Consider the following 25,836-nt stretch of genomic DNA (forward strand, 5'->3'; position numbering starts at 1 on the left):
CGGGCGAGGCGATGAAGGAGCGCCGCGAGGAACGCGGCGCGTGATCGAGACGTGAGCGACGAGGCTCACGGGTGAGCAGGACGGACGGAATGAACGCGGTGGACGTTGGGATCGGGACACAAGACATGAAGTCGACCAATCGGAGTGCGCGGGCGCTGGCCTGGACGGCACGAGCGGTCCTGGTGCTCGCGCTGGCGGGCTGCGGCACGCCGACGCAGCGGCCGCTGGATCGCTCGCCGATGGGCGAGGCGCCGCGGGTCGAGCAGCCCGCGCCGGCGCCGGACGCCGCCGCGCATCCGCCCGCGCGCGGTCTGCCGCTGGCGCCGCCGCGCGCCGTCAGCACGCACGACGAGCTGCGCCGCCAAGCCGCCGAGCGCATGGTCGCCGCCGATCCGAACGGGACCTACCTGGGCGAGGTGCCTGCGGTGCTGCTGGCGATCCCGGTGCTGGAGGTCGAGCTCAACCGTGACGGCAGCGTCAAGGCCATCCGCGTGCTGCGCCGCCCGAGCCAGGCCGAGGACACCATCGACCTGGCCATCGCCGCCGTGCGCAAGGCCGCGCCCTTCGGCGACGTGAGCCGCCTGCCCAAGCCCTGGAAGTTCAACGAGGTCTTCCTCTTCGACGACGATCGCCGCTTCAAGCCGCGCACCCTGGACGATTAAGCGAATACCGAGGGCCGGACCGTCCGAAACGTGGGCACAATGCCGCCCATGTTCTGGACGCTGCCAACCTTGTTGACCTGGGCCCGCATCGTGGCCATCCCGCTGATCGTCGGGGTGTTCCACCTGCAGATGGCGCCCGCCCATCAGAACCTGCTGGCCACGGTCCTGTTCATCACCGTGGCGTTGACCGACTGGGCGGACGGCTATCTGGCCCGCAAGCTGAACCAGACCTCGTCCTTCGGGGCCTTCCTGGACCCGGTGGCGGACAAGTTCCTGGTCTGCGCCGCGCTGCTGGTGCTGCTGGAGCAGCACCGTGTCGACGCGCTGGTGGCGCTGGTCATCGTGGGGCGCGAGATCGCCATCTCCGCGCTGCGCGAGTGGATGGCCCAGATCGGCGCCTCGCGCTCCGTCGCGGTGCACATGCTGGGCAAGCTCAAGACGACGGTCCAGATGGTGGCCATCCCCTTCCTGCTCTTCGACGGCCGCCTGTTCGGGGTCATCGACACCGCGCTGTGGGGCACCTGGCTGATCTATCTGGCCGCAGTGCTGACCATCTGGTCGATGGTCTATTACCTGCAGAAGGCCTTGCCCGAGATCCGCGCCAAGGTGCGCTGATTCCGCGTCGCGCTGTCCCCTGGGCGACTGGCGCGTGCGTCGCCGGTATCGGGACTTTTCCCTGATCGGTCGACGCCGGCAATGCGCATAGAATCCGCTTCCCGCGCCGCTCCGGGCGGTCATCGGGAGGCTCGCGAACACGAGCGTCCCGGCCCCGGACGACGCGACCGGATCGGTGTCCGGCGATGTCCGTTCGCTGAAAGGGTCCGAGGACCTGGACGCGTCGCCGCGGTGAAACCAAAGAGGGGGTACCTTCGTGAACAAGTCCGAATTGATCGAGCACATCGCCAAGCAGGCGGACATCTCCAAGGCCGCCGCGGGGCGCGCGCTGGAGGCGTTGATCGGCGGTGTGAAGACCACGCTCAAGAAGAACGGGTCGGTGTCGCTGGTGGGTTTCGGGACCTTCAGCGTGACCAAGCGGGCCGCGCGCACGGGCCGCAACCCGCGCACCAACGAGGCGATCAAGATCAAGTCGGCGAAGGTGCCCAAGTTCCGTCCGGGCAAGGCCCTGAAGGACGCGGTGAACTGAGACACCGCGGCCGCCCGCGCGATCGGGCGGCGGCAAAAAATTCGGGCGCTTAGCTCAGTTGGTAGAGCGGCTCCTTTACACGGAGTAGGTCGGCGGTTCGAGACCGTCAGCGCCCACCATTCCCGAGGCTAGAATGCCGCGGCGCAAAGGCGAACCCAGGTTCGCCTTTGTCGCGTTGAGACGTTCAAGACGCTGGTGACACCGGGGAGGTCCGTCGCGATGACGGCGGGCCGGTGTCGCTTCCCGTGATGACCCGAGGTTGTTGATGTTCGATTTCGTACGCAAGCACACGCGGCTGTTCCAGTTCCTGCTGCTGATCCTGATCCTGCCGTCCTTCGTGCTGTTGGGCGTGGAGGGCTACAGCCGCTTCATGGACGGCAGCAACGCCACGGTGGCGTCAGTCGACGGCCACAAGATCACGCAGGCCGAATGGGACCAGGCCCAGCGCGTGCAGGTCGACCGCATGCGCCAGCAGATGCCGCAGGCGGACGCGAAGCTGCTCGACTCGCCCGAGGTGCGCAAGGAAGTGCTGGAGAGCCTGCTGCGCGAGCGCGTGCTCGCCGCGGTCGTCGCCAACGAGCACCGCGCCATCTCCGATGACCAGTTGCTCAACCTGATCGCCACGGACCCGCAACTGGCGCCGCTGCGCAACCCGGAAGTCGCCAAGCAGATCGCGGCCCAGCAGGGGCTGTCGGTCGATGGCCTGCTGCAGCGCCTGCGCCAGGACCTGCAGACGCAGGGCGTGCTGGCCCCGGTCGCGCAGAGCGCCGTCGCCACCGAGACGAACGCGACGCTGGCCTTCGATGCGCTGCTGCAGCAGCGTGAACTGCAGTTCCAGGTCTTCTCGGCCAAGGACTTCTCGGCCACGCTGAAGCCCACCGACGCCGAGCTCGAGGCCTACTACAAGGACCCGAAGGTCGCCGCGAAGTTCCAGCTGCCGGAAAGCGCCGACATCGAGTACGTGGTGCTGGACGCCGCCGCCCTCGGCAAGGCCGCGACCGTCACCGAGGCGGACCTGAAGGCCTTCTACGACACCAACATCAAGATGTACACGGCGGCCGAGGAGCGTCGCGCCAGCCACATCCTGGTGAAGGCGGGCGAGGACATGTCGGCGGCCGACAAGGCCAAGGCGAAGGCCAAGGCCGAGCAACTGCTGGCCGAGGTGCGCAAGAACCCCGCGAGCTTCGCCGAAGTCGCGAAGAAGAACTCGGACGACCCGGGCTCCGCGCAGAACGGTGGCGACCTGGACTTCTTCGGCCGCGAGGCGATGGTCAAGCCCTTCGCCGATGCCGCCTTCAGCATGAAGAAGGGCGAGATCAGCAACCTGGTCGAGTCCCCGTTCGGCTTCCACATCATCGAGCTGACCGACGTGCGCGGCGGCCAGGCCCGTCCGTTCGAGACGGTCAAGGCCGACATCGAGGCGCAGTTGCGCAAGCAGCTGGGCCAGAAGCGCTTCTCGGAAATGTCGGAGGAGTTCAACAACACCGTCTATGAGCAGAGCGACAGCCTCAAGCCGGTGGCCGACAAGTTCAAGCTGACGATCCAGAAGGCGACCGTGCTGCGCAAGCCGGGCGCGGACGCCACCGGCGTGCTGGCCTCGCAGAAGGTGCTGGACGCGGTGTTCACGAACGACGCGCTGAACAACAAGCGCAACACCGAAGCCACCGACGCGGGCAACAACCAGCTGGTCTCGGCGCGCGTGCTCAAGCACCTGCCGTCGCGCTCGCCGGCGCTGGCCGACGTCAAGCCCGCGGTGACCGCCGCCTGGGTGCAGGACAACGCCGCCAAGGCCGCCGCCAAGGCCGGTCAGGCGCGCCTGGCCGAGCTGCAGAAGGGCGGCGACGCCAAGGGCTTGGGCGACGCGCTGACCGTGTCGCGCGCCAAGCCGGGCCCGCTGTCGCCCAAGGCGCTGGACCAGGTCCTGCGCGCCGACGCGACCAAGCTGCCGGCCTATGTCGGCGTGGACGTGGGCGACACCTACCTGGTGGTGCGCATCGACAAGCTGGTGCCGCGCGATCCGGCGCTGATCGACGCGGCGCGTGCCAAGGACCAGTACGCCCGCGCGTGGGCGATGGCCGAGATGGCGAGCTACTACAACGTGCTGAAGGCCGAGTACAAGGCCACGATCAAGCCGTCGGCGCTGAAGGCGACCGCGGCGGCGTCCGCGCCCTCGAACTGAGGGCGTGACGCCCGCGCAGCGGGGCGGCGCTGAAGAGATTCAAACTATTTTCAAAAGAATCTCAGAAAGTGCTTCCTCCAGAGAGAAAACTGCGCCATAATCTCTTTCTTCGCCGGTGGCTGTAGCTCAGTTGGTAGAGTCCCAGATTGTGATTCTGGTCGTCGTGGGTTCGAGTCCCATCAGCCACCCCACCGAATAGAAGAAACGCCCGCAAGACGCAAGTCTCGCGGGCGTTTTGCTTTGCGCCGTCTCGTCCGCCATGACGACACGCACGCGCGGCAAATCGCGACATCATGCGTGCGGCTCCCGGCGACTCCAAGTCGCGCGAGCCCAGTCCGACTTCGCTCACCTGCCGCCCCTATGCGCCGCCTCGCCCAGCCTCACGACCTCGAGCCCGTCTTCGCGATCTACTCGCATCCCCAGGTCGTCCCTTACCTGACCTACGAGCCGATGGACCTCGCGTCCTTCGTCCCGATCTTCGACGAGCTCGTGCGCAGCGGCTGCTTCTGGATCTGGGAGCTCGACGGCGCGATCGCCGGCTTCTACCGCGCGACGCGCTACCCGGGCCGCGTCAGCCACGTGCTGCTGCTCGGCACGCTGGCGGTCGATCCGGCGCGGCATGGACGAGGCGTGGGCCGCGCCATGATCGATGACGCGCTCGGCCACTTCCGCGCCGCGGGCATCCGACGCGTCGAGCTCTACGCCGAAAGCGACAACGATCAAGCGCTGGCCTTCTATCAGCGGCTCGGATTCGTCATCGAGGGGACACTGCGGGACTTCTACAAGCGCGCCGACCAGCCGCACTACGTCGACGAGCACGTGCTGGGGTTGCTGCTCGCGTAGTACCCTGTCCGCCAGTTCACACGATCCGTCCGATGTCCCACAGCGCCACCGTCCCCGTCGACCGCCCCCAGACCCTGGGCGAGGAGATCGCCAACGCCATCAGCCACGGGCTGGGCGTGGCGCTCGCCATCGCCGCCTTGCCCATCCTCGTGATGCGCGCCATCGGCCACGGCAGCGTGGCCGACGTGGTCGCCGCGGCGATCTTCGCGTCCACCGGCATCCTGCTCTACGGCATCTCGACGCTCTATCACGCGCTGCCCGCGTCGCTCGCCAACGGACGCGTCAAGTCCTGGCTGATGCGCCTGGACCACGCGGCCATCTACGTCTTCATCGCCGGCAGCTACACCCCGTTCACCCTGGGCGTCCTGCATCAGGGCCCCGGCGTGACGCTGCTCATTGCCGTCTGGGCCGCGGCCGCCTTCGGCGTGACGATCAAGCTGCTGAACCGCCTGCGCCATCCGTTGGTGTCGACGGCGCTCTACCTCGCGATGGGCTGGGTCGTGGTCTTCGCCATCGGCCCGCTGATCGACCGCACGCCGGAGCCAGGTCTTGCGCTCCTGGTCGCCGGAGGCTTGAGCTACACGCTCGGCGCCGTCGTGTTCCTGCTCGACAACAAGGTGCGCTACGCCCACTTCGTGTGGCACCTGTTCGTGCTGGGCGGCAGTGTCTGCCACTTCTTCGCGGCGCTGTTCTATGCCTACGGCTGACCGGACTTCCGGCCCATGAGCGCCTCCACCGGCGCCGATGCGAAGCCCCGGGCGCTTGTCGCGCTGATCGTCCTGGCGCTCGGGGTGGTCGCGGCGATCGTCTTCCTGCGCGCGAAACCGGGGGCGACGTTGTCGATCGAGGACAAGGTCAATCTCTCCGCCGTCGCCCACCGCATCTGCAAGGCGGCGGCGGTCGACACCTGTCCGATCTCGTGGGTCTCCGACGGCAAGGGCGGGGCCGCGATCGCGGGTCAGGTCGGGCGGCCGATCGCCTCGCGAGAGCAGCTGCGAGGCGTGCTGCCCGCGCCGCAGTGGCGGGAGTCCGCGGACGAGGCGACCGTCTTCCGGAACGGCAAGTACGCCGTCTCGATCGAGGCGGCGACGGGCGTCATCCTCATCGCGCCGCAGTGAGGCGAGCGGGCGGCGCGAACACGATCACCGCGACGGCTCCCTGACCCGTGGAGAACCCGGGCGGCCAGCTGGTGGGTGGCTGGCCTCGAGCCTCCGCGGCTCAGGTCCCGGGAATGCACACCATCGCGATGCTCGCCCACACGCCGAAGCTGAAGTAGGGCGTCAGCCACAGCGCATCGGCCTTCCAGGCCACCCAGCTGCCACTGGGCACGCGACGCTGCCACGCATCCCGCGCGCCTTCATCCAGGCGCATGTAGACCATCCCCCGCGCGCGGCCCTGCCGATAGCGCCGGCAGTACATCGGCACGTCCACCGTCAGCACGTAGGCGACGAAGGCCATCGCGCCCAGCACGCCCAGCAGCGCGAGCGACTGCACCCAGCCGCTGCCGTGCAGCGCGACCGCGCCGAGCAGCGCGGCGATCCACGAGAAGCCGGCCGCCCACAGCGTGGACTCGACGGCCTGCGTGATGTGGTTGAGCGTGAGCACGCTGTGCCAGCAGAAGGCCTGCGCGACGATCATGAACACGGGCACGCCCCAGGCGGCGTTCTGCACCCAGGCCAGGCCCGCGTGCGCGCCGAGCTGGTGGACCATCAGTCCCAGCTGGAGGGCGAAGCAGATCTCGGCGATGGTGGCCGCGCTGCGGCCCAGGAAGATGCTGGACAGATGGGTGTCGACGACGACCAGCCGTTCCAGGTCCACGCGCGGGAACAGCGAGCGGTAGGCGCAGACCAGGACGTAGACGCCGGAGAGCGCCAGTTGCAACTGCGCATGGACGCCGCGCGAGGGGCCGGCGATCAGCACGGCGAGCCACAGGCCGACGTTGAGCGCCGCGAGCGCGCGCAGCGCCCGCCACCAGGACAGCGTCGCGGGATCCGCGCCGACGCTGCCTATCGACAAATGATGACGAAAAGATGACATGGCGCGCCAGCCTAACCCCGCGCCGAGGGTCGCGGCAAGCCCCTGACCGCCGGTTCATCCGCCCATCGCCGCGTGGGGGCAATCGACGAGAGGGCCGATGGCGACGGGGAATGGCTCGTTCGGGCTATGTCCGCTTCCGCGGCGGGAGCAGGGCCTTGGGCACCCGCGCCGCGACGCCGACGCTGCGGCCGGCGAGGTTGGGCACGCTGTAGCGGACGGCGCTGCCGAGGACCTGCGCGGCCTCGGACAGCGTCAGGCCGTAGTCCTGCTCCAGCCAACGGATCAGCCCCGTGCTCGCGGCCTTCAGCGCCTCGTCCAGCGAGCCCGCCTGGCCGAGCGCCATGAGCTCGGTGTCCGACTCCACGCGCGGCAAGGGCAGCGACCGGCCCTTGATCAGCTCGACGCGAAAGCTCACGTCCATCGAGGTCTCCAGCGCGTACTGCGAGGTCTCGCCGTCACCCTGCAGCGCATGCGCGTCGCCGAGGTAGAGCAGGGCGCCCGGCTGCTGGACGGGCAGGTAGACCGTCGCGCCCGCGACCACTTCGGGGAAGTCCATGTTGCCGCCCGAGCGACCGGTATCGCCCGTGGACATCGGCGCCGAGCCGAAGCCGGGCGCCAGGCCCAGGCCGCCCAGCATCGGCCGCAGCGGCGCCGCGAAGTCCTTCAGCGCACCGGTCGCGCCCTCCGGCCGCGCGACGCCGGCCTTGCGGTCCAGGATCCAGCGCACCGGCTTGCCGAGCTCACCGGCGCGGGCCACCAGGCTGCCGCCCAGCGCGCGTCCGACGATGCTGTCCAGGCTGTCGGCCCAGTCGCGGTTGGGCGTCAGCGACACCAGGTGCACGACCAGCGTGTCGCCGGGCTCGGCGCCGCTGATGAAGAAGGGGCCCGTCTGCGGGTTGCCGAACAGCGCGCGCGTCACGCCGCGCTCGTCGACGCCGCCCGAGTCGATGGTGCGTGTGCGCACCGTGTCGCCGGGCCAGATCGTCAGTACCGGCTCGCGGTCCGCGGTGAAGAGGTTGGAGAAGTCGCTGGGCTCGAAGCGGTGCTCGCGGGCGCCACCAGCGGGGCGCTCGGGCAGCAGCCGCGCGTGGAAGGCATGCCGCAGACGCACGCCGGGATGGTTGGAGTCCGGCCAGTCGGCTTCGCCGATGAAGCGCTGACCGTCGATGCGGCCCTCGTAGGTGTAGGTCTCGCCCTTGCGGTCGCGGGCGGTGAAGCGCAGCGTTCCCGCGTCCTCGGTACCTTGCAGGGCGTCGCCGTCGAGCGTGCCGCTCAGCCGGGGGCCGTCCCGCACGAGACTCAGCGTGGCGTAGGCGCGCGTGCCCCACAGGTCGGTGGCCACCAGCCAGTGCTGGGTCGTGGTGGCCAGCGCGGCGAGCGGCGACAGCAACAGGATGGCGGCGAAACACGAGAACGAGCGCATGGGGCGGATCCTCCTGGGGTCGCGGAGCGTAGCAGCACCGCCGAGCGTGCCCCCAAAGGTCATGCGCCAGCACCGGGCTTGCGTGAGACCTCATCGGCGTGGCGCTCGTCGCCTCGAGGGATCTCGGATGCCGCCCAGCGGTCAGCGCGTCAGTCGCACCGTCTCCGGCGTCAGCCGGTAGCCGCTCGTGGCCAGCGCCGATGCGCTCGCGTGCACATCGAGGCGGCCGGTCACCGTGACGATCGCCATCGACCGCACGCCGGGGATTCGCCGCGGCGCCTTCACGTGGACGATCTGGTTCGGCGGCGGTGGCGGGCTGTGGATGCAGGCACCGTAGTAGGGCACGAGCAGGAACTCGTCGGTGCCGCCCCAGCCCACGGCCAGCGGCACGACGTAGCCGCGCAGACGCACGCGTTGCCCGTCGAGATCGGGCCTCACCGGCGCGCGCTCGAAGGCGTCCCGCATCTCCGCCATCAGCCGGCGTGCCTGGGGATCGTCGTCGGCCATCGCGGCGAGCGCCTCCGTGTCCAGCGTCCCGGTCGCGCCGCTGTCGCGTCCCGCGGGGTGCCGGGGATCCCAGCCCGGCGGCATCAGGTCCGTCCAGGCGAGCTCGCGCACGCCGGCCGGCAAGGGTTCCTCCGGGGAGCGTCGGGACTGTTGGTCGATGCGGGTCGAGCTCAGGTCGCGGATCGCCAGCACGGTGGGCACCGCGGTCGCGATGGCGGCGACCAGGCCCACGCGGGCCCACCAGGGCCAGCGGCCCGTCGCTCCGGCGCGGCCGATCAACGCGGCGGACTCCGGTAGGCCTCGACGCGGCCCGCCTCCAGGCGGTAGCCGCTGACCCCCATCTCGCTCGGCTGGCGATCGAGCTTGAGCACGCCGCTCGCCCAGACCGTGTCCATCGCCCGCAACTGCCTAGCCGGCTGCGCGAGCCGCACCAGCACGATCTGGTTGGCGGGCGGCGGAGGCATGTGGATGCAGGCGCCGAAGTAGGGAACCAGCAGGAACTCGCGCACGCCGTCGCGGTCCGCCTGCAGCGGCACGACGTAGCCGGGCAGGCGCACCGGGGCGTCCTGCAGCGACTCGACGAGCGGCGCGTTGTCCAGCTCGTCGCGCAGGTCCGCCATCAGCGAGGCCGTGCGCGGGCTGCTGTCGCTCAGCCGGCCGAGGTTGAGGTCGCGGAATCGCTTCATCGGATCCCAGCCGGGTGGCACCAGCTGGAGCCAGGTGAGCTCGCGATAGCCGGTGGCCGGCGTGCTGGCCGCGGGGGCGCTCGGCGCCGTCGTGCCGGGCGCGGCCGCCGCCGCGAGGGTGGGCGTCATGACGAGCGCCGTGATCGCAGTGAGCGCGGCGGCCACGTTGAACGTGGCGATCGCGGCGATGACGGTCGTGGCGCGGGCGGCGATCCGTCCCCGAGGGCGACGACGGCGCGCCGCCGTGGTGCTGTCGACGATGATGGGATCGGAACAGGGCATGGTCAGACTTTCGGAGAGAGCCCGTCGCTCAGCGACAGGGCGTAGGCCCGCAGGCCGGGCAGGAGGCTCGCGGCCCAGCCGAGCGCGGTGATCTCGCCCAGCAGTCGCCACTCGGCCATCGTCGGCAGGCCGGCCGTCAGCCCGATGCCGAAACGCAGTCGCACCCATGGCCCCAGGCCCGCGATCAGCAGCAGGCACAGCACCGCGCCCAAGGCGACCCCGCAGAGCGTGACCCCCATGCCTTCGGCCGCCAGCAGGCTGAAGATCCGCATCGGGCTGGCGCCGACGGCGCGCAGGATGGCCAGCTCGCGCCGGCGCTCGTTGAGGCCGGCCAGGATCACCGCCACCAGCCCGCACAGGCTGACCGCGGCGACCAGCGCGCTCATCAGCGCGAGGCTGCGCTCGCCGAGGGCGACGACGTCCCAGAGCTCGTCCAGCGCGACGCCGGGCAGTACCGCCATCAGCGGCTCGCCCGGGAAGTCGTTGATCCGCCGCTGCGTCGAGAACACTGCCGTGCGACGCTTCAGACCGACCAGCGCGGCGGTCACCTGATGCGGTGTCAGGTCTTGTCCACGCAACGCGTCGACCGCGACCGCGGCGCCAGGGATGGGCGCGCCGGCGACCCAGTCCAGGTGGATGGCCTCCATCGCCGCCAGGCCGATGTGGAGCGACCGGTCCACCGGCGTCCCCGTACGGGCCAGCACACCGATCACCTGGAAGGGCTTGTCGGCATGGTCATTGGCCGCAAGGGCGCCATCGCCATGGCTGAGCACCAGCTTGTCGCCGAGCCGGTAGCCCAGCGACGCGGCCACGTCCGCCCCGAGCACCACGCCGAACAGGTCCGGCGGCAGGCCCCGCGCGGGCATCGTGTCGTCGAAGGCCCGCCCTTGCGCCAGCGCGAGGGGCAGATCCTCCCCATGGCGGAAGTGGGTGAAGTAGGCGCTGCTGGTCGCCACGACGGGGAAGCCGCGGTGCGAGTCGCCCAGCGAGATCGGCACCACCCAGTCGACCGCCGGCAGCCGGCTCAGCGCCTCGACGCTGGACCACTGGATGTTGTTGGTCGCGCCGCCGATGCGGAACACCGAGTACAGCAGCAGCTGGACCGAGCCCGTACGCGCGCCCACGATCAGGTCGGTGCCGGAGACCGACTGGGCGAAGTTCTTGCGGACGTCGTCGCGCAGGCGTTGCATGCCCAGCAGCAGCATCGTGGACAAGGCGATCGACAGCCCCACCAGCGACAGCACGAAGCGGCGGTTCCAGGCGCTCTGCGCCGCGAGCCGGATCAGCGCGCTCATGGCCGTGCTCCCCCTTTGGCCGCACGGGACAGACCGTCGTCCGCGGCCTGGCCGGGACCGCCGCGTGACGGCGGGCGCTGCAGCATCGGCAGGTCCAGTACGCGCGGGAAGCGGGCGGCGAGCCGCGCGTCATGGCTGACGAAGAGCAGGGCGCTGCCGGACTCGAGGCAGGCCTCTCGCAGGGTCGCCATGAAGCCGTCGCGATGCGCGTCGTCCAACGCGGAGGTCGGCTCGTCGGCGATCACCAGATCGGGATGGCCGATCAGCGCGCGCGCCGCGGCCACGCGCTGCTGTTGGCCGACGGACAGCGCGCTCGCCCGGCGGGCGATGAGTTCGTCGCCCAGCCCCATGCGGCGCAGCAGCGTTCGTGCGCGCTCGCGCGGCTGACCGGCCAAGGTCGCGCGGCGGCGGGAGAACTCGCAGGCCAGGAGCACGTTGTCCAGCGCCGAGCGGTAAGGCAGCAGGTTGAACTGCTGGAAGATGTAGCCGACATGGTCGGCCCGCAGCCGATCGCGCTCGCGGCCGGAGCAGGCGCCCAGGTCGCGGCCGAGCAGCCGCACGTGCCCGCTGCTCGGCGCGAGCACGCCGGCGATCAGCGACAGCAGCGTGCTCTTGCCCGACCCGCTGGGGCCGCGCAGGAAGACGGCCTCGCCGGCCTCCAGGCGCAGGCCGCCGATGTCGAGGCAATCGTGCGTGGCGCGCGGCCAGCGGAAGGTCAGCGCCTCCACGTCGACGACCGGGACCAGCGCGCGGGCGGGCGGGCTCATCGGTCGCCGCCGATCGAGAGCGTGGCGGCGGGGCGCTTCAGCACCTGACGGCTCTGGCCCCGGGGCGTCGCGATCCGCGCCTCGACGCGCTGGATGCGCGGGAACACGGCAAAGAGCTGGTGCGTCAGCTGCGTCAACGCCGGGCTCGACGCGCAGCGGAAGCGATAGCTGGCGTCGACGTCGAGGTGCTCGTGTTCCCCTTTCGGTGCTGTCGTCGCTGTCGTCGCTGTCGTCGCGGCCGTTGTGGTCGACGTGGTCATTGCCGCCGTTGCAGCCGGCGCGGGCTTCGTGTCGACGATCAGTCCCGATTCGATCTGCACGTCCTCGAAGCGGCAACCCGCCGGGGCATTGGCCGTGAACAGCGCCGCGCCGTCGCGCAGGCGCTGCAGCATCTGCTCGACCGCGGCGCGCTGCGCAGGTGTTCGGGGCTGGTGCTCGAAGCCCAGCACGCTGTCCAGCGGCGACTCCAGCTGCAGCGTCAGGAGGTCGCCCTCGACGGCGACATCCAGGTGGACGACGCCGTGCTCGTGCTTGTCGCCGTGGGCCTGCGCCGACCCGAGCAGCGCGAGGCCGGCGACGATCGTCGCGACGTGAATAGCGGCGCGGGCGGCGGACGAGGTTCGCGCGACGCGAGTGGGACGAGCGGCGCCCCGGTCGGGGGCGAAGTGGTGGATCTTCATCACGAAAGGTGTCCTTCTTCGATCAGGTCGAGGTCCCAGGCCGGCCAGGGATCGGGCCGGGGGACGGTGGGGCGGGTGAGGGCGGTGGGCGTCAGGCAGGCGTCGAGCGCCACGCGCAGCGCGCCGACATCCAGGTCCTGGCCGATGAGCACCAGTTCCTGGCCGCGCTCGGTGACGGGCAGGTTCCAGCGGCCCACCGGATCGAGCTGCAGTCCGCGCCCGGCGCCGGAGATGCAGGCCAGCCAGGATGGCCGGCTCGCCAGCCAGACGTAGCCCTTGAAGCGCAGCAGCCCGGGCCGGGGCCGCGACAGCAGCGCGTGCAGGCGGGCCGCGTCGAAAGGACGGCTGGCGCGATAGACGACGCTGGACAGCCCGTAGGCATCGGCCTCGGCGTGGTCGTGGCCTTCCAGCGCCTGGATCCAGCGCGGCTGGGCTTCGGCCTGCGCCTGGTCGAAGAGGCCGGTGCCGAGCAACTGCTCGATCGGTACCTGTCCCTGCCGGGCGTCGACGATGCGCGCGCCCGGGTTGAGCGCCCGGATGAGCGTGTGGACGCGCGCCAGATGCGGTGCGTCGACCAGGTCGGTCTTGCTGACCACGATGACGTTCGCGAACTCGATCTGCTCCACCAGCAGCTCGACCAGACGGCGCCGGTCCTCGGGGTCCACGCCCGGGTCGCGCTGCGCCAGGAAGTCCGCGCTGTCGTAGTCGTTCAGCAGATTGAGCGCATCGACCACGGTCACCATCGTGTCGATGCGCGCCAGGTCCCGCAGGCCCTGACCGGTTTCATCGACGAAATCGAAGGTGGCGGCCACCGGCATGGGCTCGGAGATCCCGGTGGATTCGATGAGCAGGTAGTCGAAACGGCCTTCGCGCGCCAGGCGGCCGACCTCCTTCAGCAGGTCCTCGCGCAGCGTGCAGCAGATGCAGCCGTTGCTCATCTCGACCATGGCTTCCTCGGTGCGCGACAGGCCCACGCCGGCGCGCTCGGCGCCGTCGCGCACCAGGCTGGCGTCAATGTTGAGCTCGCTCATGTCGTTGACGATGACCGCCACGCGCAGGTCCTGGCGCTGGCGCAGCAACTGGTTGAGCAGCGTGGTCTTGCCGGCGCCCAGGAAGCCGGACAGGACGGTGGTGGGCAGGCGGACCGGCGCGGGTGACGCGTCGGTGGAATCGGTGGGCGTGGACATGGGTGGCTCCGGAGTGGGGGCGAGGGGTTTCGCGGGCGATGCGGGTCTTTGTTGCTAATGCGAAAGCGTTCGCAATATAGCAGCATGACAGAATGCGCGAACGTCTCTTCCGTCCCACCGCGATCGCAGGATCGCCCTTCGCCTCCGCCCTTCATGGAACGTTCGACCCGCCAGCGCAGCGCCATCCGCACCGTCATCGATGTCGCGGGGCGACCGCTCTCGCCGCAGGAAGTGCTGGACGCCGCGCAGGGCGAGGTGCCGGGGCTGTCGCTGGCCACCGTCTATCGCAACCTCAAGCAGTTGCTGGAGGCGGGCGAGATCCAGACCGTGTCCCTGCCCGGGGACAGCCCGCGCTACGAGTCGGCCCATCACGACCACCATCACCACTTCCAGTGCCAGGACTGCGGCCGGGTCTTCGACATCCATGCCTGTCCGGGCGACATGGCCCAGCTCGCCCCCAAGGGCTTCACGGTCGCGAGCCATGAGCTGACCCTCTATGGACGCTGCGCCGATTGCGGCGCCGCGAAGAAGGCGGCGCCCAAGCGGGTCGCGGCGAAGACCACCGCGGTCAAGCTCGCCGCCCCCAAGACCTCGACCACGAGGGCCGCCGCCTCGACCGGGACCGCCGCGCCGGCCAGGACCGCGGCGCGGGCGAGAACCGCCAAGCCTCGAGCCTGACCAAGGTCATCGCTGGTAGTGCTCCTAGTCGACCCGGGCCCGAAGCCCTGACACAATCCGCCCCAAAAATGACCTTGAGGGAGGTTTCCATGTCGGTTTCCACGGATGATCGTTTCGCGCCGCCGCAGGCGCCCGTCGAAGATCTCGTCGATCCCAACGCGCCGGAAGGCAACCTGGCCGGTCGCGGCATCCGCCTGGTATCGGCCATCGTCGACGCGCTGATCGTCTTCGCCATCATCTGGGTGGCGGGCAAGGTGGTCCCCGCGCTGACCGCGATGCTGCAGCCCGCGGCCGACGGCGGTTTCGGTTCGTTCCGTCTGCTGCCCGCCCTGATCGGCTTCCTGCTCTTCGCCCTGGTGCAGGGCTGGACCCTGGTCGCCCGCGGCCAGACCCTGGGCAAGATCATCTTCGGTCTGCGCATCGTGCGCTCGGACGGCTCCAAGGTCGACGCGGGCCGTCTGCTGGGCCTGCGCTACGGCATCGGCAGCCTGGCCGCCATCAATCCGGGCCTGTCCATGGTCTACGGCCTGCTGGATTCGCTGCTGATCTTCCGCGAGTCGCGCAAGTGCCTGCATGACACGATCGCCGACACCAAGGTGATCAAGCTCTGAGCGGGCAAGACCTGGCCCCGGCCGCGCGCATCGACACGCTGGCCCTGGCCGAGACGCCCGAGGGCATCGTCCTGTCCCTGCAGCCCGCGGGGCTGGTCGGCCGGACCGTCGCCTTCCTGATCGACCTGCTGATCCGCCTGGTGGTGGACATCGGCGTCGTCATCGTCATGGGGCCGATGGGCAAGCTCGGCTACGGGCTGATCCTGATCACGCTGTTCTGCATCGAGTGGCTCTATCCCATCGTGTTCGAGCTCGCCCGCTCCGGCGCGACGCCCGGCAAGCAGGTGATGGGGCTGCGCGTGGTCATGGACACCGGGCTCCCCGTCACGCCGGCCGCGTCCATCACCCGCAACCTGCTGCGCACCGCCGATTTCCTGCCGATGGCCTATGCCTTCGGCATCGTCACGATGCTGCTGAACCGCCAATGCAAGCGCCTGGGCGACCTGGCCGCCGGCACGCTGGTCGTGCACGTGCGGCCGGTGGTCCTGCACGACGAGCCGCCGACCGCGCCCAGCCTCGCCCCCGCGCGGGCCTTGAGTCTGCGCGAGCGCGCCGCCATCCGCGCCTGGGCCGGACGGGCCCGGCGCCTCACGCCCGAGCGCTTCGAGGAGCTGGCCCGGATCGCCGAGCCGGTGCTGCCGCCGGTGCCCGCGGGCGAGCCCCGCCGCACGGCCTCCGAGCGGCTGCTCGGCGTGGCGCAGTGGCTGATGGGAAGCCGCGGCTGAGGCCGCCCTCGATGAGGCCGATGCCATGAGCCCCTTGCATTTCGCCGCGACGCACGGTCCGCTGTGGGACGCCTTCGCGCTGCAGCTCGTCGACGCGAAGCGCGGCGCCGGCGTGGACGGCGCGCTGCTGGCCGAGCGCTACCGCCGGGTCTGCGAGCACCTGGCGCTGGCGCAGTCGCGCGCCTATCCGATCCACCTGATCGCGCGCCTGGAATCCATGGCGCAGGACGCGCACCAGCTGATCTACCGCCGCCAGGACTACGGCCTGCGGGCGCTGGGCCGGCTGCTGCGGGTGGACCTGCCCGTGGCGGTGCGGGCGCAGCGGCGCTACGTGCTGCTGGCCTTCCTGCTGTTCACGGTGCCGCTGGCCCTGGCCTTCCTGCTGTCCTGGCAGGGCCCCGACTTCGCGCTGCGTCTGGCCAAGGCGGCGCAGCTGCGCGATTACGAGACCATGTACGGCGACGGCCGCCACGCGGTCGGCCGGATGCGCGAGGCCGCGACCGACTGGCAGATGTTCGGCTTCTACATCTTCAACAACATCGGCATCGGCTTCCGCACCTTCGGCGCCGGCATCCTGGCCGGCGTGGGCAGCGCCTTCGTCCTGCTCTACAACGGCCTGCTGATCGGCGCCGTGGCCGGCCACCTCACCCGCGTCGGACTGGGCCACAACTTCTGGCCCTTCGTCGTGACCCATTCCGCCTTCGAGCTCACCGGCATCGTGCTGTCCGGCGCGGCCGGGCTGCGCCTGGGGCTGGGCTGGATGATGCCCGGACGGCAGCGGCGGCTGGAGGCGCTGCGCAGCGGCGCGCGCGAGGCCGTGCCGCTGGTCTACGCGGCCTTCTTCCTGCTGCTGGTCGCCGCGGCCTTCGAGGCCTTCTGGTCCTCCGCGGCCTGGGTCTCGCCGCCGGTGAAGTACGGCGTCGCCGCCGTGTGCTGGCTGCTGGTGCTGAGCTGGCTGTGCCGCATGGGCCGGGGAGGCGCGCATGCGCGTTGAAGGCCTGGCCGTCGTCCTGCGTCCGCGCAGCCAGAGCGAGGCTTGCGACCTCGGACTGGCGCTGGTGCGCGCGCACTGGCGATCGGTGTGGCGCTGCTTCACGCCGGTCCTCCTGGTCGTCGCGGCGCTGGCCCTGTGCACCGTGGACACCCGCGGCTGGCTGCCGTTCCTGATCGTGTTCTGCCTCAAGCCCTGGCTGGACCGCACGCTGCTGTTCGTGATGGCGCGTGCCGTCTTCGGGCAGGAGACGCGCTGGGCCGATGTCTGGCGCGCGCGGCGCCAGGTCTTCGGCGGCCAGTTGCTGCGCACGCTGTTCTGGCGGCGCATTTCCCCGTGGCGGTCCTACACGCAGCCGGTCGAGCAGCTCGAGGGCCAGCGCGGCAGCGCGCGCCGCAAGCGCGTCAAGCTGATGCTGCACGACAACCGGGGCGCCGCCACGGCGCTGCAAGTCGCGTTCGCGCATGCCGAGGGCGTGATCACCTACGGCCTGATCGCGCTGCTGTGGTGGTTCGCGCCGGAGAACCGCAGCGGCGACGTGCTGGACTGGTTCTTCCGCCCGGAATCGCATGCGGCCGGCCAGCTGCTGCTGGACCTGCTGCTGGCCTCGGTCTACCTGGTGACGGTGTTGTTCCTGGAGCCGTTCTATGTGGCCGCGGGCTTCGCGATGTACCTCAACCGCCGCGTGGTCCTCGAGGCCTGGGATGTCGAGCAGGAGTTCCGCCGTGCGTTCGGGTGAGGCCATGTCCCTGATCGGGCGGATCGCGCGGCGTGTCATGACCGTGGCGATGCTCGCCGGGATCGCGAGTGTCTCGGCGCAGACCGCCCCGGCGGCGTCCGCCGAATCCGCCGAATCCGCGGCGCCCGCCGCGTCCGACCTCGGCGTGAGGTTCTCGGTGTCTCCGTCGCGCGCCTGGACCTCCGCGATCCCCGCGTCCGCGGTGATGGCGGCGGCGAGCGACGTCGGCGCGGATCCCCTGTTGCCCGGCACCGACAAGACACGTGCGCTGCGCTTCAAGAAGCACGACGAGGAGAAGAAGGATCCCGCCGACAAGGTCGATGCCGGCTGGTGGCGGGACTTCTTCCAGAGCCTGTCCGCGGGCCTGCGGATCGCGATGTGGCTGGTCGTCGCGGGCCTGTTCGTGTTCGTGCTGCTGCGGCTGCGCGACTGGTTCCAGACGCGCGACCGTGATTCCCGACCCCAGGTGAAGGCGCCCACGCACGTGGGCTCGCTGGACATCCGGCCCGAGAGCCTGCCCGACGACATCGGCGCCGCCGCCCGCGCCTTGTGGCAACGCGGCGAGACGCGCCCGGCGCTGTCGCTGCTGTACCGCGGCGCGCTGTCGCGCCTGGTCCATGGCCACGGCGTGCCGATCCGCGCGGCCAGCACCGAGAGCGATTGCCTGGCCCTGGCCTCGTCGCGGCTGCGCCCCGACGCGCAGGACTTCCTGGCGCGGCTGGTGAGCGGCTGGCAGTCGGTCGCCTACGCGCGGCGCGAGCTGGCACCCGAGGACTTCGAATGGCTGTGCGCGGGCTTCAACGCGCGCATGGCGCCGGAGCGGCGCCCATGACCCGCGATCGCGTGATGGCCGTGATCCTCGTGATCCTGCTGGCCCTGGGGGGCTGGTGGATCGCGGTGAACACCGAATGGGTCGACGAACCCGGCACCCGTCCGGCGCGGGGCGAGGCGCGCGACAACCCCGTCTATGCCTTCGAGCAACTGCTGCGCAAGCTGGGCATGCAGGCCCGGCACTTCGAGCAGCTGGACGGTATGCCGCCGGAGGGCGCGCGGCTGCTGCTGCTGTCCAACGAATGGAACATGGTGCCCGGCCGGGGCGATCAGCTGCGCGCCTGGGTCGAGCGTGGCGGGCACCTCGTGCTGGTGCAGGGCGCCAACTGGGACGAGACCTCGTTGAAGGACTGGGTGCCGATCGTCGAGATCGCGGCGTCGCGTGCGCAGAAGTCGTCGCCGGCGACGGCCGTCCGGTCAGCGCCAGCCGCGGCCTCGCAGGCCGCCTCGAGCGCCATGGACGACGAGGACGAGGACGACGAGAACGACGACGAGCAGAAGGCCGATCGCGCCGCCCCCGTGCCGGCCGCGACGGCGGCCTCCGGCGTTCGTGAGGTGCCGTTGCCGGTGAGCGGCGGCTCGACGCTGATGTCGACGCCACGCGTCTTCGGCGCTGACGAATGGCTCAAGCTCTGCGGCCCCGTCCGCTGGTATTCACGGCTGGCGCCCAAGGCGGGTGACCGGCCGCTGGACTGGGTGGTGCTCGGACGCTCGGGAGCCCAGGTCATGCGTCTGCCGGTCGGACAGGGCACCGTCACCGTGCTGAACGTCAACGCCGGCTTCTTCACCGACGCCTCGCCGCTGCGCTGCGAGGACCCGCTGCTGGCCGCCGCCGCGATGCGGGCGGAACCGGGCGCCGTCGCGTGGATCTACTTGAACGAGAGGCGCGAGGCGCTGCTCCCGTGGCTGTGGCACCAGGGCTGGGTCGCCGTGATGATCCTGCTGACCGCGCTGGCCGCCGTGCTGTGGCGCGGCGCGGTGCGCTTCGGCCCGCTGCGGGCGGTGCCCTCGCGCGGACGGCGCTCGATCGCCGAGCAGGTCCGCGGCCTGGGCGCCTACCTGCATCGCCATGGCCGCGACGCGCTGCTGCTGGCGCAGCAACGGGCGCTGGACGAGGCCGCCGCGCGCCGCCTGCCGGGCTACGCCCGCCTGAAGACCGCCGATCGCGCGCAGGCCATCGCCCGGGTGACCGGGCTGCCGGCCGAGGCGCTGTCGGTCTCGATGGCCATGAAGGCCTGCGGCCGCAAGGCCCTGCCGCATCACCTGCAATTGCTGGAGTCGGCGCGCCGCCGGCTGTTGACCTCTCAAGACGAAAGACACTCGCCATGATCAAGCCCGAGGAGCTCAAGCTCGCCACCCAATGGCTGCATGCCCTGCGCACCGAGGTGGGCAAGGCCATGATCGGCCAGACCCAGGCGGTGGAGCAGATGCTCGTCGCCCTGGTGGCCTCGGGCCACGTGCTGGTCGAGGGCGTGCCCGGCCTGGGCAAGACGCTGCTGGCGCGCGCGCTGTCGCAAGCGCTGCAGCTCAAGTACGCGCGGGTGCAGTTCACGCCGGACCTGATGCCGGCGGACGTGGTCGGCCACAGCGTGCTGGACGACACCGGCCCCGGCCTGGGCCGGCTGCGCGTGCGCCAGGGGCCCGTCTTCACCAACCTGCTGCTGGCCGACGAGATCAACCGCGCGCCGGCCAAGACGCAGAGCGCGCTGCTCGAGGTGATGCAGGAGTACCAGGCCACGCTGGAAGGCGAGACCCTCGCGCTGCCGCGGCCCTTCATCGTGATGGCCACGCAGAACCCGGTCGACACCGAGGGCACCTATCCGCTGCCCGAGGCCCAGCTGGACCGCTTCCTGCTGCAGATCCGCATCGGCTATCCGACGCATGAGGAGGAGGCCGCGGTCGTGCAGCTGGTGACGGCGGGCCGCGCCGGCCACCAGCTGCCGCTGGACGCGGTGCAGGCGGTGCTGGACGACGTGCAGGTGCTGGAGCTGCAGCGCCTGGCCGGTCTGGTGCATGCCGACGAGCGCGTCATCGACTACGCCGTCCGCGTGGTGCGGACGACGCGCCACTGGCCCGGCATCGAGTTCGGCGCCGGCCCGCGCGCCAGCGTGGCGCTGGTGCGCGCGGCGCGGGCGGTGGCGCTGATCAACGGCCGCGACTTCATCACGCCGGATGACATCGCGCGCCAGGCGCTGGCCGTGCTGCGTCACCGCGTGACGATGGCGCCCGATGCCCAGATCGAGGGCCGCGACCTGGACGAGATCCTCCAGGCGGCGCTCGACAGCGTGGAGGCGCCGCGCCTTTGAAGCCCGCAGCCCGTCGCGTCGTCGTGCCCTCGCGGGCCAGCATCCGGGTGCTGGCCGGGCTGGGGCTGCTCGTCGCCCTGGCGCTGTCGCTGGGCGCGCCCTTGCGCGTCATGGCGCCGCTCGGCGTGGTGGCGCTCGCGGGGCTGCTGGCCGCGGCCGGCGTCGACCTGTGGCGCAGCCTGCGTCTGTGGTCGACCGCGGGGCTGCGCGTCGAGCGCGGACTGCCGGCCGCCTTCGCCATCGGCGCGGCGACCGAGCTGAAGCTGAACCTGATCAACGCCGGGCCGCTGGCCTGGCGCGTGACCGTGTTCGACGAGCTGGATCCGCTCTTCGATTTCGAGGGCCTGCCGTTGACGCTGGTGGCCGCGCCGCACGCGCGCAGCCCGCTGCGCTTCCGGGTCACGGCACGCCAGCGCGGCGTGGCGCAGGTCGGCGTCACGCAGTTGCTGTGGCGCACGCGCGCCGGATTCTTCGAGGTGCGCGATCGCGTCGGCGAGGCCCAGGGCCTGCGGGTCTATCCCAACTTCGCGGCGCTGGCCCGCTATGCCTGGCTGTCGGGCGACCGGCGCCTGGCGCAGATCGGCATCAAGAACTACATCCAGCGGGGGCAGGGCACCGATTTCCGGCAACTGGCCGAGTACCGTCGCGGCGATCCGCTGCGGCACCTGGACGTGAAGGCCTCGCTGCGGCATCGCAAGCCGGTGGTGCGCGAGTTCCAGGACGAGCGCGACCAGTGCGTGATGTTCCTGCTCGACTGCGGGCGGCGCATGCGGGCCGACGAGCAGTCGGCCGGGGAAGGGCGGTCCAGCCACTTCGACGACGCCCTGGATGCCCTGATGCTGCTGGCCTACGTCGCGCTGTCCGAAGGCGACGAGGTGGGGGCGATGACCTTCGGCTGCGAGGAAGGCACGCGCCGCGACTGCGCGCCGCGCAAGGGCATGGGCACGCTGAACGCGCTGATGAACAAGATGCACGACCTGCAGCCGGGTGGACACCACTCCGACTACCTGGCCGCGGCGGAGGCGCTGTCGCACCGGCTGCGGCGGCGCTCGCTGGTCATCGTGCTGACCAACTTCCGCGACGAGGATTCGCCCGAGCTGCAGCCGGCGCTGCGCCTGCTGCGCCGCCGTCACTTGGTGCTGCTGGCCAGCCTGCGCGAGACGGCGCTGGGCCGCATGGCCGCGCAGCCGATCGGCACCGACGAGGACACGGTGGCGGTGGCCAGCGCGCACCTGCTGGCGCAGGCGCGGCACGACGCCTTCGCCCGCGTGGTCGATCACGACCGGCTGTCCATCGACGTCGAGCCGCAGGCGCTCGCATCCGCGCTGGTGAACCGGTATCACGAGGTGAAGCGGGCCGGTCTGCTTTGAGCGATCGACCCGATGAGGGCAAGGACAACGGCCGACCGTGGCCATGACGAGGGAGAAAGCCATGACCGAACAGACCTTCAACCAGTACGCGCCGCCGATCGCCGGCGTCGCCGACATCCGCCCTGACGACGACCGCGTCGGCGAAGTGAATCTCTTCTCGGCGAAGGGCCGGATCGGGCGCCTGCGCTATCTGGCGTACTCCACCGGGGCCTGGCTCGTCTACACGGTGGTCGTCTTCGCCGTGGCGGCCGTGCTGGGAACGGGCGACGCGGCGGCCGTGTGCAACGTGGCGGCCTTCATCGGGCTGCTGTGGTTCGGCTTCCTCACCAACATCAAGCGCTGCCACGACATGGGCATCAGCGGCTGGTGGTCCATCGCGTCGGTCATCCCGTTGGTGACGCTGATCTGGGCCATCAAGGGCGGCGATCAGGGCGGCAACAGCTTTGGTCCGATGCCTCCGCCCAACACCTGGGGTGTGCGCATCCTGGCGGTGATCCTGCCGGCCTTCGTCGTCCTGGGCATCGTGGCGGCGATCGCGCTGCCGGCCTACAAGGGCTACACCGACCGGGCCCGCGCGGCCCAGGCCGCGCAACAGCAGCAGCCCTGATCGACCTCGGTCGAGGCAGGGCGAGTCCCAGAATCACAATCCGGGATTCGCCCTGAAGCCGAGGCCAGAGGCGGCAGGGCCAGGGCTGGACCCGGAACTGCGCCTCAGTGCCTGCCGGCCAGCACGCCGCCGGACAGCGTCGCCGCCACGGCGACGACCAGGGCCAGTTCCTCGCCCGCGAAGAACTGCTTGTCGAAGGCTTCCGAGTCCAGGATGCCGGCGACGCGGCCGCCCGCGCCGAACAGCGGCAGGCAGGCCTCGGCGTTCACCTTGGGATCGCAGGTGTAGTAGCCGCCGCCCTCGGCCACGAAAGCCGCGACGTCGTTGATCAGCCGGCCCTGGCCGCGCAGGCCGACCCAGCTGTTGTTGCTGCCCTGGGCGAAGTCCTCGGTCAGCGGGAACTCGGCGCGGCTCTCGGCGCCGAAGTAGGCCAGCTTCACCAGCACCGGCTCGCCCGCGACATTCGGACGCGCCTGGTAGACGCCGAACCAGTGGCTGCGGCTGTGGCGCTGGTAGTAGTCGACGACGCGCGTGGCCTCGGCCACCAGGCGCTGGGCCTCGGCGGTCCGGCCGCCGAGGATGGCCGTCAGGTCATAGGGCTTGTCGGCCAGCTGACCGAAGAGCGAGCACGCGCCGCCTTCGCCCAGCTCGGGCACGCGGTACTGCCAGGTCACCGGCGTCGCGGCGAGCGACTCGGGCGTGATCAGGGCGTCGAGCGCCGCCTGATGGGCGCGCGCCGATTCCGCGAAGCGGGTGGCGTCAGCGGCGTCCAGCGCGCCGGTCAGCGCGGCGAGCCCGCTCAGTTCCAGATAGGCATCGATCTTCATGGGGTCCTTCCAATCCGGCGCGGATTGTCCGCGACATCCGGATGCCCCCTCGTGGTGACGGGTCGCTGGGTCAGCGCGGCGCCGGCAGCAGCACCGAGAAGCGTCCGCCGCCGAGCGGCGAGTCGTCGATGTCGATCCGGCCGCCGGCCGCGCGCACGATGGCGTCGCACAGGGCCAGACCCAGGCCGGTGCCGGGCACCTCCGAGGCGCGCGCGCCGGCGCCACGATAGAAGCGCTCGAACAGGCGAGGGCGCTCCTCCTCGGGGATGCCGGGGCCGTCGTCCTCGACGACGATCGCGGACCAGCCCTCGCGGGTGCCCAGCGACACGCGCACCGTGCCACCGGCCGGCGCGAACTTGACCGCGTTGTCCACCAGGTTGGTCGCGACCAGCACCAGCAATTGCCTCGGCAGGTGCGCCGCGATGGGGCGTCCGGCCGAGGCCGCGGGGACGGGCTCGCCGTCGGCGTCCTCCGAGGCGGCCGGGTCCGCCGTGGCGAGGGTGTCCAGCTGCAGGTCGACGTCGCGCCGCGTGGCGGCGGGCCGCGCCCGGCGGACGACTTCCTCGAGCAGCGGCGCGATCGCCACCGACGCCGCCGTCGCCGATTCCTGGCCGGAGTCCAGCCGCGCCAGCGTCAGCAGCTCTTCCGCCAGCGTGGTCAGCCGCACCACCTCATCGAGGCTGGAGCGCAGCGCATCGACATACTCGGCCGGCTCGCGCGGGCGGCGCAGCGTGATCTCGAGCTCCGTGCGCAGCCGCGACAACGGTGATCGCAGCTCATGCGACGCATCCGCGGTGAAACGGCGCTGCGCCTCGAAGGCCTGTTCCAGCCGGGCCAGCATGTCGTTGAGCGTGTCGATCAGGCGGCCCATCTCGTCGTGCGGCCCCGGATGCGGCAACCGGTCCGACAGCGTCCGGTCCCCGATGCGCTGGGCCTGGCGCGTCACGTCGTCGATGGCGCCGAACACGCGCCCCGTCATCAGCGTGCCGGTCACCGTGAGCACGACCACCAGCACCACGCCCATCGCCCCGAAGATCCAGCCCGCGGCGTCAATGTTGTGGTCCACGTCGTCCAGCGAGCCCGCCACCTGCACCGCCAGCGCGCGTCCGCCCCGGACCGGCACCGAGACGCGCCGCGTCGGCTCGTCGCCATAGGCGAGGTTCTCGAAGACCGCCTCGCCGTCGGCCAGCCGGGCCAGCAAGGCGGCGTCGCTGGGCAGCGTCGACGCGCCCAGGTTGGCACTGCGCGCCAGCACCTGGCCGTCGCGGTCGATGATCTGCACCAGCCGGTCCAGTCGCGCGTAGGAGGGCGGCGGCGCCGTTCCCGTTCCCGTCCCCGAGGCCGAAGCCGAAGCCGACACCGCGGACGGGGCCTCGTGCACCGTCACCGGCAGGTCCGGGTTGGCGGCCAGCATGCTGGCCTCCTGCTCGGCCAGCACCAGCAGCGCGCCGTCCAGCTGCTGCCGCAGCGAGGCCACGAGGCTCAGGTAGGTCAGCGTGGCGGCGATGGCGAGCACCGCCGTCACCACGACGACGTGCGCCAGCGCCAGCCGGCGTCGGAAGCTAAGCATCCTCGCTCCCGCGAATGCGGAAGCCGCGGCCGCGCACGGTCTCGATCAGCGGGCGCTTGCCCTCGCCGTCGATCTTGCGGCGCAGCTTGCTGACATGGGCGTCGATGAGGTTGTCGATGGCCAGCGGGTCGCCCTGCCAGATCTGCTCGGCCAGGCGCTGGCGCGACACGACCGCGCCGGGCTGGCGCATCAGCGCCTGCAGCAGCGCGAATTCCTTGGGCGTCAGGTCGATCGCGACACCGCCCCGGGTGACCTGCTGCGAGGCCGGGTCCAGCGAGAGGTCCTCGGCCTGGAGCACCGGCGGGCGGGTCATCTCGGAGCGCCGCAGGAGCGCGCGGACGCGGGCCAGCAGTTCCTCGAACTCGAAGGGCTTGGTGAGGTAGTCGTCGGCACCGGCGTTCAGGCCGGCGACGCGGTCGGAGAGCGCATCGCGCGCGGTGAGCATCAGCACGGGCACGGACTGGCCGCGCGCGCGCAGCGTGCGGCACAGCGCCACGCCGTCGCCGTCCGGCAGCATGCCGTCAAGCACGATCAGGTCGTGGGTGGTGACGAAGGACGCCTCGTCCGCTTCGGCGATCGTGGCCGCGTGGTCGACCACGAAGCCCTCCTCGCGCAGCCCGCGCGTCAGCAGCGCCGCCGCCTTGCGGTCGTCCTCGACCAGCAGAATCCTCATCGCGCCTTCCTCCTCGGCATCCGTCTCTCCAGCCGGCGCAGTCTCGCACGGCGCCGCGCCCGTCGATAGCCCGGCGCCGCATGACCCCCTCTCCCACGGCGTGGGAGAGGGCGGGGGTGAGGGCCGATGCAGGCAGCGAGCGCCCGTCGACGGACCCCGAAGAGCGCTCTGGCCGTGCGACGGCCCTCTCCCCCAACCCCTCTCCCACGCCGTGGG

At 71.2% G+C, this 25,836-nt stretch carries 27 protein-coding genes, 2 tRNA genes and 1 pseudogene; 19 read left to right on the forward strand and 11 right to left on the reverse strand.

All coding sequences use genetic code 11. The annotated features are described in order from the left end of the window. The first annotated feature begins 125 nt into the window (after window positions 1-125). From MCHT01_RS27310 to MCHT01_RS07415, 9 genes are all read left to right on the forward strand, one after another. Window positions 126-662 (forward strand): hypothetical protein, encoded by a 537-nt coding sequence (locus MCHT01_RS27310; RefSeq protein WP_067064182.1) that lies wholly within the window; start codon window positions 126-128, stop codon window positions 660-662. A gap of 48 nt (window positions 663-710) precedes the next feature. Continuing rightward, the gene (gene pgsA / locus MCHT01_RS07380; protein WP_067064184.1) at window positions 711-1,277 is read left to right on the forward strand and encodes a CDP-diacylglycerol--glycerol-3-phosphate 3-phosphatidyltransferase; all 567 of its coding nucleotides are present in this window, start codon (window positions 711-713) and stop codon (window positions 1,275-1,277) included. A 256-nt stretch (window positions 1,278-1,533) separates the two neighbouring features. Further along, entirely contained in the window at window positions 1,534-1,806 is a 273-nt protein-coding gene (locus MCHT01_RS07385) for an HU family DNA-binding protein (protein ID WP_067064185.1), read from the forward strand. A 43-nt stretch (window positions 1,807-1,849) separates the two neighbouring features. Further along, a tRNA-Val gene (locus tag MCHT01_RS07390) sits at window positions 1,850-1,925 on the forward strand. Between the two features lie 146 nt (window positions 1,926-2,071). Beyond that, the gene (locus tag MCHT01_RS07395; protein WP_067064187.1) at window positions 2,072-3,985 is read left to right on the forward strand and encodes a peptidylprolyl isomerase; all 1,914 of its coding nucleotides are present in this window, start codon (window positions 2,072-2,074) and stop codon (window positions 3,983-3,985) included. A gap of 115 nt (window positions 3,986-4,100) precedes the next feature. Next, window positions 4,101-4,176: transfer RNA gene (locus tag MCHT01_RS07400), tRNA-His, on the forward strand. A 169-nt stretch (window positions 4,177-4,345) separates the two neighbouring features. After that, window positions 4,346-4,828: a GNAT family N-acetyltransferase gene (locus MCHT01_RS07405; RefSeq protein WP_067064189.1), complete on the forward strand. Its 483-nt coding sequence runs from the start codon at window positions 4,346-4,348 to the stop codon at window positions 4,826-4,828. 32 nt (window positions 4,829-4,860) lie between these two features. Then, window positions 4,861-5,535, forward strand: coding sequence for a PAQR family membrane homeostasis protein TrhA (trhA, locus tag MCHT01_RS07410; RefSeq protein ID WP_067064191.1), 675 nt, complete (start codon window positions 4,861-4,863; stop codon window positions 5,533-5,535). Between the two features lie 15 nt (window positions 5,536-5,550). Further along, entirely contained in the window at window positions 5,551-5,946 is a 396-nt protein-coding gene (locus MCHT01_RS07415) for a hypothetical protein (protein ID WP_067064192.1), read from the forward strand. Window positions 5,947-6,046: 100 nt separating this feature from the next. Here the strand turns inward: MCHT01_RS07415 and MCHT01_RS07420 are convergent, their stop codons facing one another. The 8 genes from MCHT01_RS07420 to MCHT01_RS07455 form a co-directional block, all read right to left on the reverse strand. Next, window positions 6,047-6,865: a hypothetical protein gene (locus MCHT01_RS07420; RefSeq protein WP_148661435.1), complete on the reverse strand. Its 819-nt coding sequence runs from the start codon at window positions 6,863-6,865 to the stop codon at window positions 6,047-6,049. A gap of 124 nt (window positions 6,866-6,989) precedes the next feature. Next, entirely contained in the window at window positions 6,990-8,288 is a 1,299-nt protein-coding gene (locus MCHT01_RS07425; protein WP_067064196.1) for an acetamidase/formamidase family protein, read from the reverse strand. Window positions 8,289-8,429: 141 nt separating this feature from the next. Further along, complete coding sequence (locus tag MCHT01_RS07430; RefSeq protein WP_067064198.1) at window positions 8,430-9,074, reverse strand: DUF3299 domain-containing protein; 645 nt, start codon at window positions 9,072-9,074, stop codon at window positions 8,430-8,432. Further along, complete coding sequence (locus tag MCHT01_RS07435) at window positions 9,071-9,763, reverse strand: DUF3299 domain-containing protein (protein WP_148661436.1); 693 nt, start codon at window positions 9,761-9,763, stop codon at window positions 9,071-9,073. The genes MCHT01_RS07430 and MCHT01_RS07435 overlap by 4 nt, the downstream gene beginning before the upstream one ends. A gap of 2 nt (window positions 9,764-9,765) precedes the next feature. Continuing rightward, entirely contained in the window at window positions 9,766-11,058 is a 1,293-nt protein-coding gene (locus MCHT01_RS07440) for an ABC transporter permease (RefSeq protein ID WP_067064200.1), read from the reverse strand. Then, the gene (locus MCHT01_RS07445; protein WP_084452120.1) at window positions 11,055-11,825 is read right to left on the reverse strand and encodes an ABC transporter ATP-binding protein; all 771 of its coding nucleotides are present in this window, start codon (window positions 11,823-11,825) and stop codon (window positions 11,055-11,057) included. Before MCHT01_RS07445 ends, MCHT01_RS07440 begins: the two co-directional genes overlap by 4 nt. Beyond that, the gene (locus MCHT01_RS07450; protein WP_067064202.1) at window positions 11,822-12,505 is read right to left on the reverse strand and encodes a DUF2796 domain-containing protein; all 684 of its coding nucleotides are present in this window, start codon (window positions 12,503-12,505) and stop codon (window positions 11,822-11,824) included. The genes MCHT01_RS07445 and MCHT01_RS07450 overlap by 4 nt, the downstream gene beginning before the upstream one ends. Next, the gene (locus tag MCHT01_RS07455) at window positions 12,505-13,692 is read right to left on the reverse strand and encodes a GTP-binding protein (RefSeq protein WP_067064204.1); all 1,188 of its coding nucleotides are present in this window, start codon (window positions 13,690-13,692) and stop codon (window positions 12,505-12,507) included. Before MCHT01_RS07455 ends, MCHT01_RS07450 begins: the two co-directional genes overlap by 1 nt. Window positions 13,693-13,845: 153 nt before the next feature. Between MCHT01_RS07455 and MCHT01_RS07460 the strand changes: the two are divergent. The 10 genes and pseudogenes from MCHT01_RS07460 to MCHT01_RS07505 all read left to right on the forward strand — a co-directional run. Then, window positions 13,846-14,214: pseudogene (locus MCHT01_RS07460) on the forward strand (Fur family transcriptional regulator); the annotation flags it as partial. 245 nt (window positions 14,215-14,459) lie between these two features. Beyond that, a complete protein-coding gene (locus MCHT01_RS07465) occupies window positions 14,460-14,981 on the forward strand; it encodes an RDD family protein (RefSeq protein ID WP_067064205.1) in 522 nt (173 codons plus the stop codon). A gap of 77 nt (window positions 14,982-15,058) precedes the next feature. Then, the gene (locus MCHT01_RS07470) at window positions 15,059-15,706 is read left to right on the forward strand and encodes an RDD family protein (RefSeq protein WP_259375138.1); all 648 of its coding nucleotides are present in this window, start codon (window positions 15,059-15,061) and stop codon (window positions 15,704-15,706) included. Window positions 15,707-15,731: 25 nt separating this feature from the next. Then, a complete protein-coding gene (locus MCHT01_RS07475) occupies window positions 15,732-16,700 on the forward strand; it encodes a stage II sporulation protein M (protein WP_067064209.1) in 969 nt (322 codons plus the stop codon). Further along, window positions 16,690-17,436, forward strand: a complete 747-nt coding sequence (locus tag MCHT01_RS07480) for a hypothetical protein (RefSeq protein WP_067064210.1) — start codon at window positions 16,690-16,692, stop codon at window positions 17,434-17,436. The genes MCHT01_RS07475 and MCHT01_RS07480 overlap by 11 nt, the downstream gene beginning before the upstream one ends. Then, a complete protein-coding gene (locus tag MCHT01_RS07485; protein WP_245643191.1) occupies window positions 17,423-18,268 on the forward strand; it encodes a DUF4129 domain-containing protein in 846 nt (281 codons plus the stop codon). Before MCHT01_RS07480 ends, MCHT01_RS07485 begins: the two co-directional genes overlap by 14 nt. Then, window positions 18,265-19,596 carry a DUF4350 domain-containing protein gene (locus MCHT01_RS07490; RefSeq protein ID WP_067064212.1) on the forward strand — a complete coding sequence of 444 codons (1,332 nt, stop codon included), beginning with the start codon at window positions 18,265-18,267 and terminating at the stop codon, window positions 19,594-19,596. Before MCHT01_RS07485 ends, MCHT01_RS07490 begins: the two co-directional genes overlap by 4 nt. Next, window positions 19,593-20,573 carry an AAA family ATPase gene (locus MCHT01_RS07495; protein WP_067064214.1) on the forward strand — a complete coding sequence of 327 codons (981 nt, stop codon included), beginning with the start codon at window positions 19,593-19,595 and terminating at the stop codon, window positions 20,571-20,573. The genes MCHT01_RS07490 and MCHT01_RS07495 overlap by 4 nt, the downstream gene beginning before the upstream one ends. Beyond that, on the forward strand, window positions 20,570-21,943 hold the full coding sequence (locus MCHT01_RS07500) for a DUF58 domain-containing protein (RefSeq protein WP_067064216.1): 1,374 nt from the start codon (window positions 20,570-20,572) through the stop codon (window positions 21,941-21,943). The genes MCHT01_RS07495 and MCHT01_RS07500 overlap by 4 nt, the downstream gene beginning before the upstream one ends. Window positions 21,944-22,004: 61 nt before the next feature. Further along, the gene (locus MCHT01_RS07505; protein ID WP_067064218.1) at window positions 22,005-22,550 is read left to right on the forward strand and encodes a DUF805 domain-containing protein; all 546 of its coding nucleotides are present in this window, start codon (window positions 22,005-22,007) and stop codon (window positions 22,548-22,550) included. A 104-nt stretch (window positions 22,551-22,654) separates the two neighbouring features. On the opposite strand, the gene MCHT01_RS07510 is transcribed toward MCHT01_RS07505, so the two are convergent. The 3 genes from MCHT01_RS07510 to MCHT01_RS07520 form a co-directional block, all read right to left on the reverse strand. Further along, a complete protein-coding gene (locus MCHT01_RS07510) occupies window positions 22,655-23,377 on the reverse strand; it encodes a GAF domain-containing protein (RefSeq protein ID WP_067064220.1) in 723 nt (240 codons plus the stop codon). Window positions 23,378-23,447: 70 nt separating this feature from the next. Continuing rightward, entirely contained in the window at window positions 23,448-24,947 is a 1,500-nt protein-coding gene (locus MCHT01_RS07515; protein WP_067064222.1) for a sensor histidine kinase, read from the reverse strand. Continuing rightward, the gene (locus tag MCHT01_RS07520; RefSeq protein WP_067064224.1) at window positions 24,940-25,620 is read right to left on the reverse strand and encodes a response regulator transcription factor; all 681 of its coding nucleotides are present in this window, start codon (window positions 25,618-25,620) and stop codon (window positions 24,940-24,942) included. Before MCHT01_RS07520 ends, MCHT01_RS07515 begins: the two co-directional genes overlap by 8 nt. Between the last annotated feature and the right edge of the window lie 216 nt (window positions 25,621-25,836).

Origin of the sequence: Mitsuaria chitosanitabida ATCC BAA-476 = NBRC 102408 (assembly GCF_001598255.1) — a bacterium.
GTDB classification, from domain to species: Bacteria; Pseudomonadota; Gammaproteobacteria; order Burkholderiales; family Burkholderiaceae_C; genus Roseateles; species Roseateles chitosanitabidus.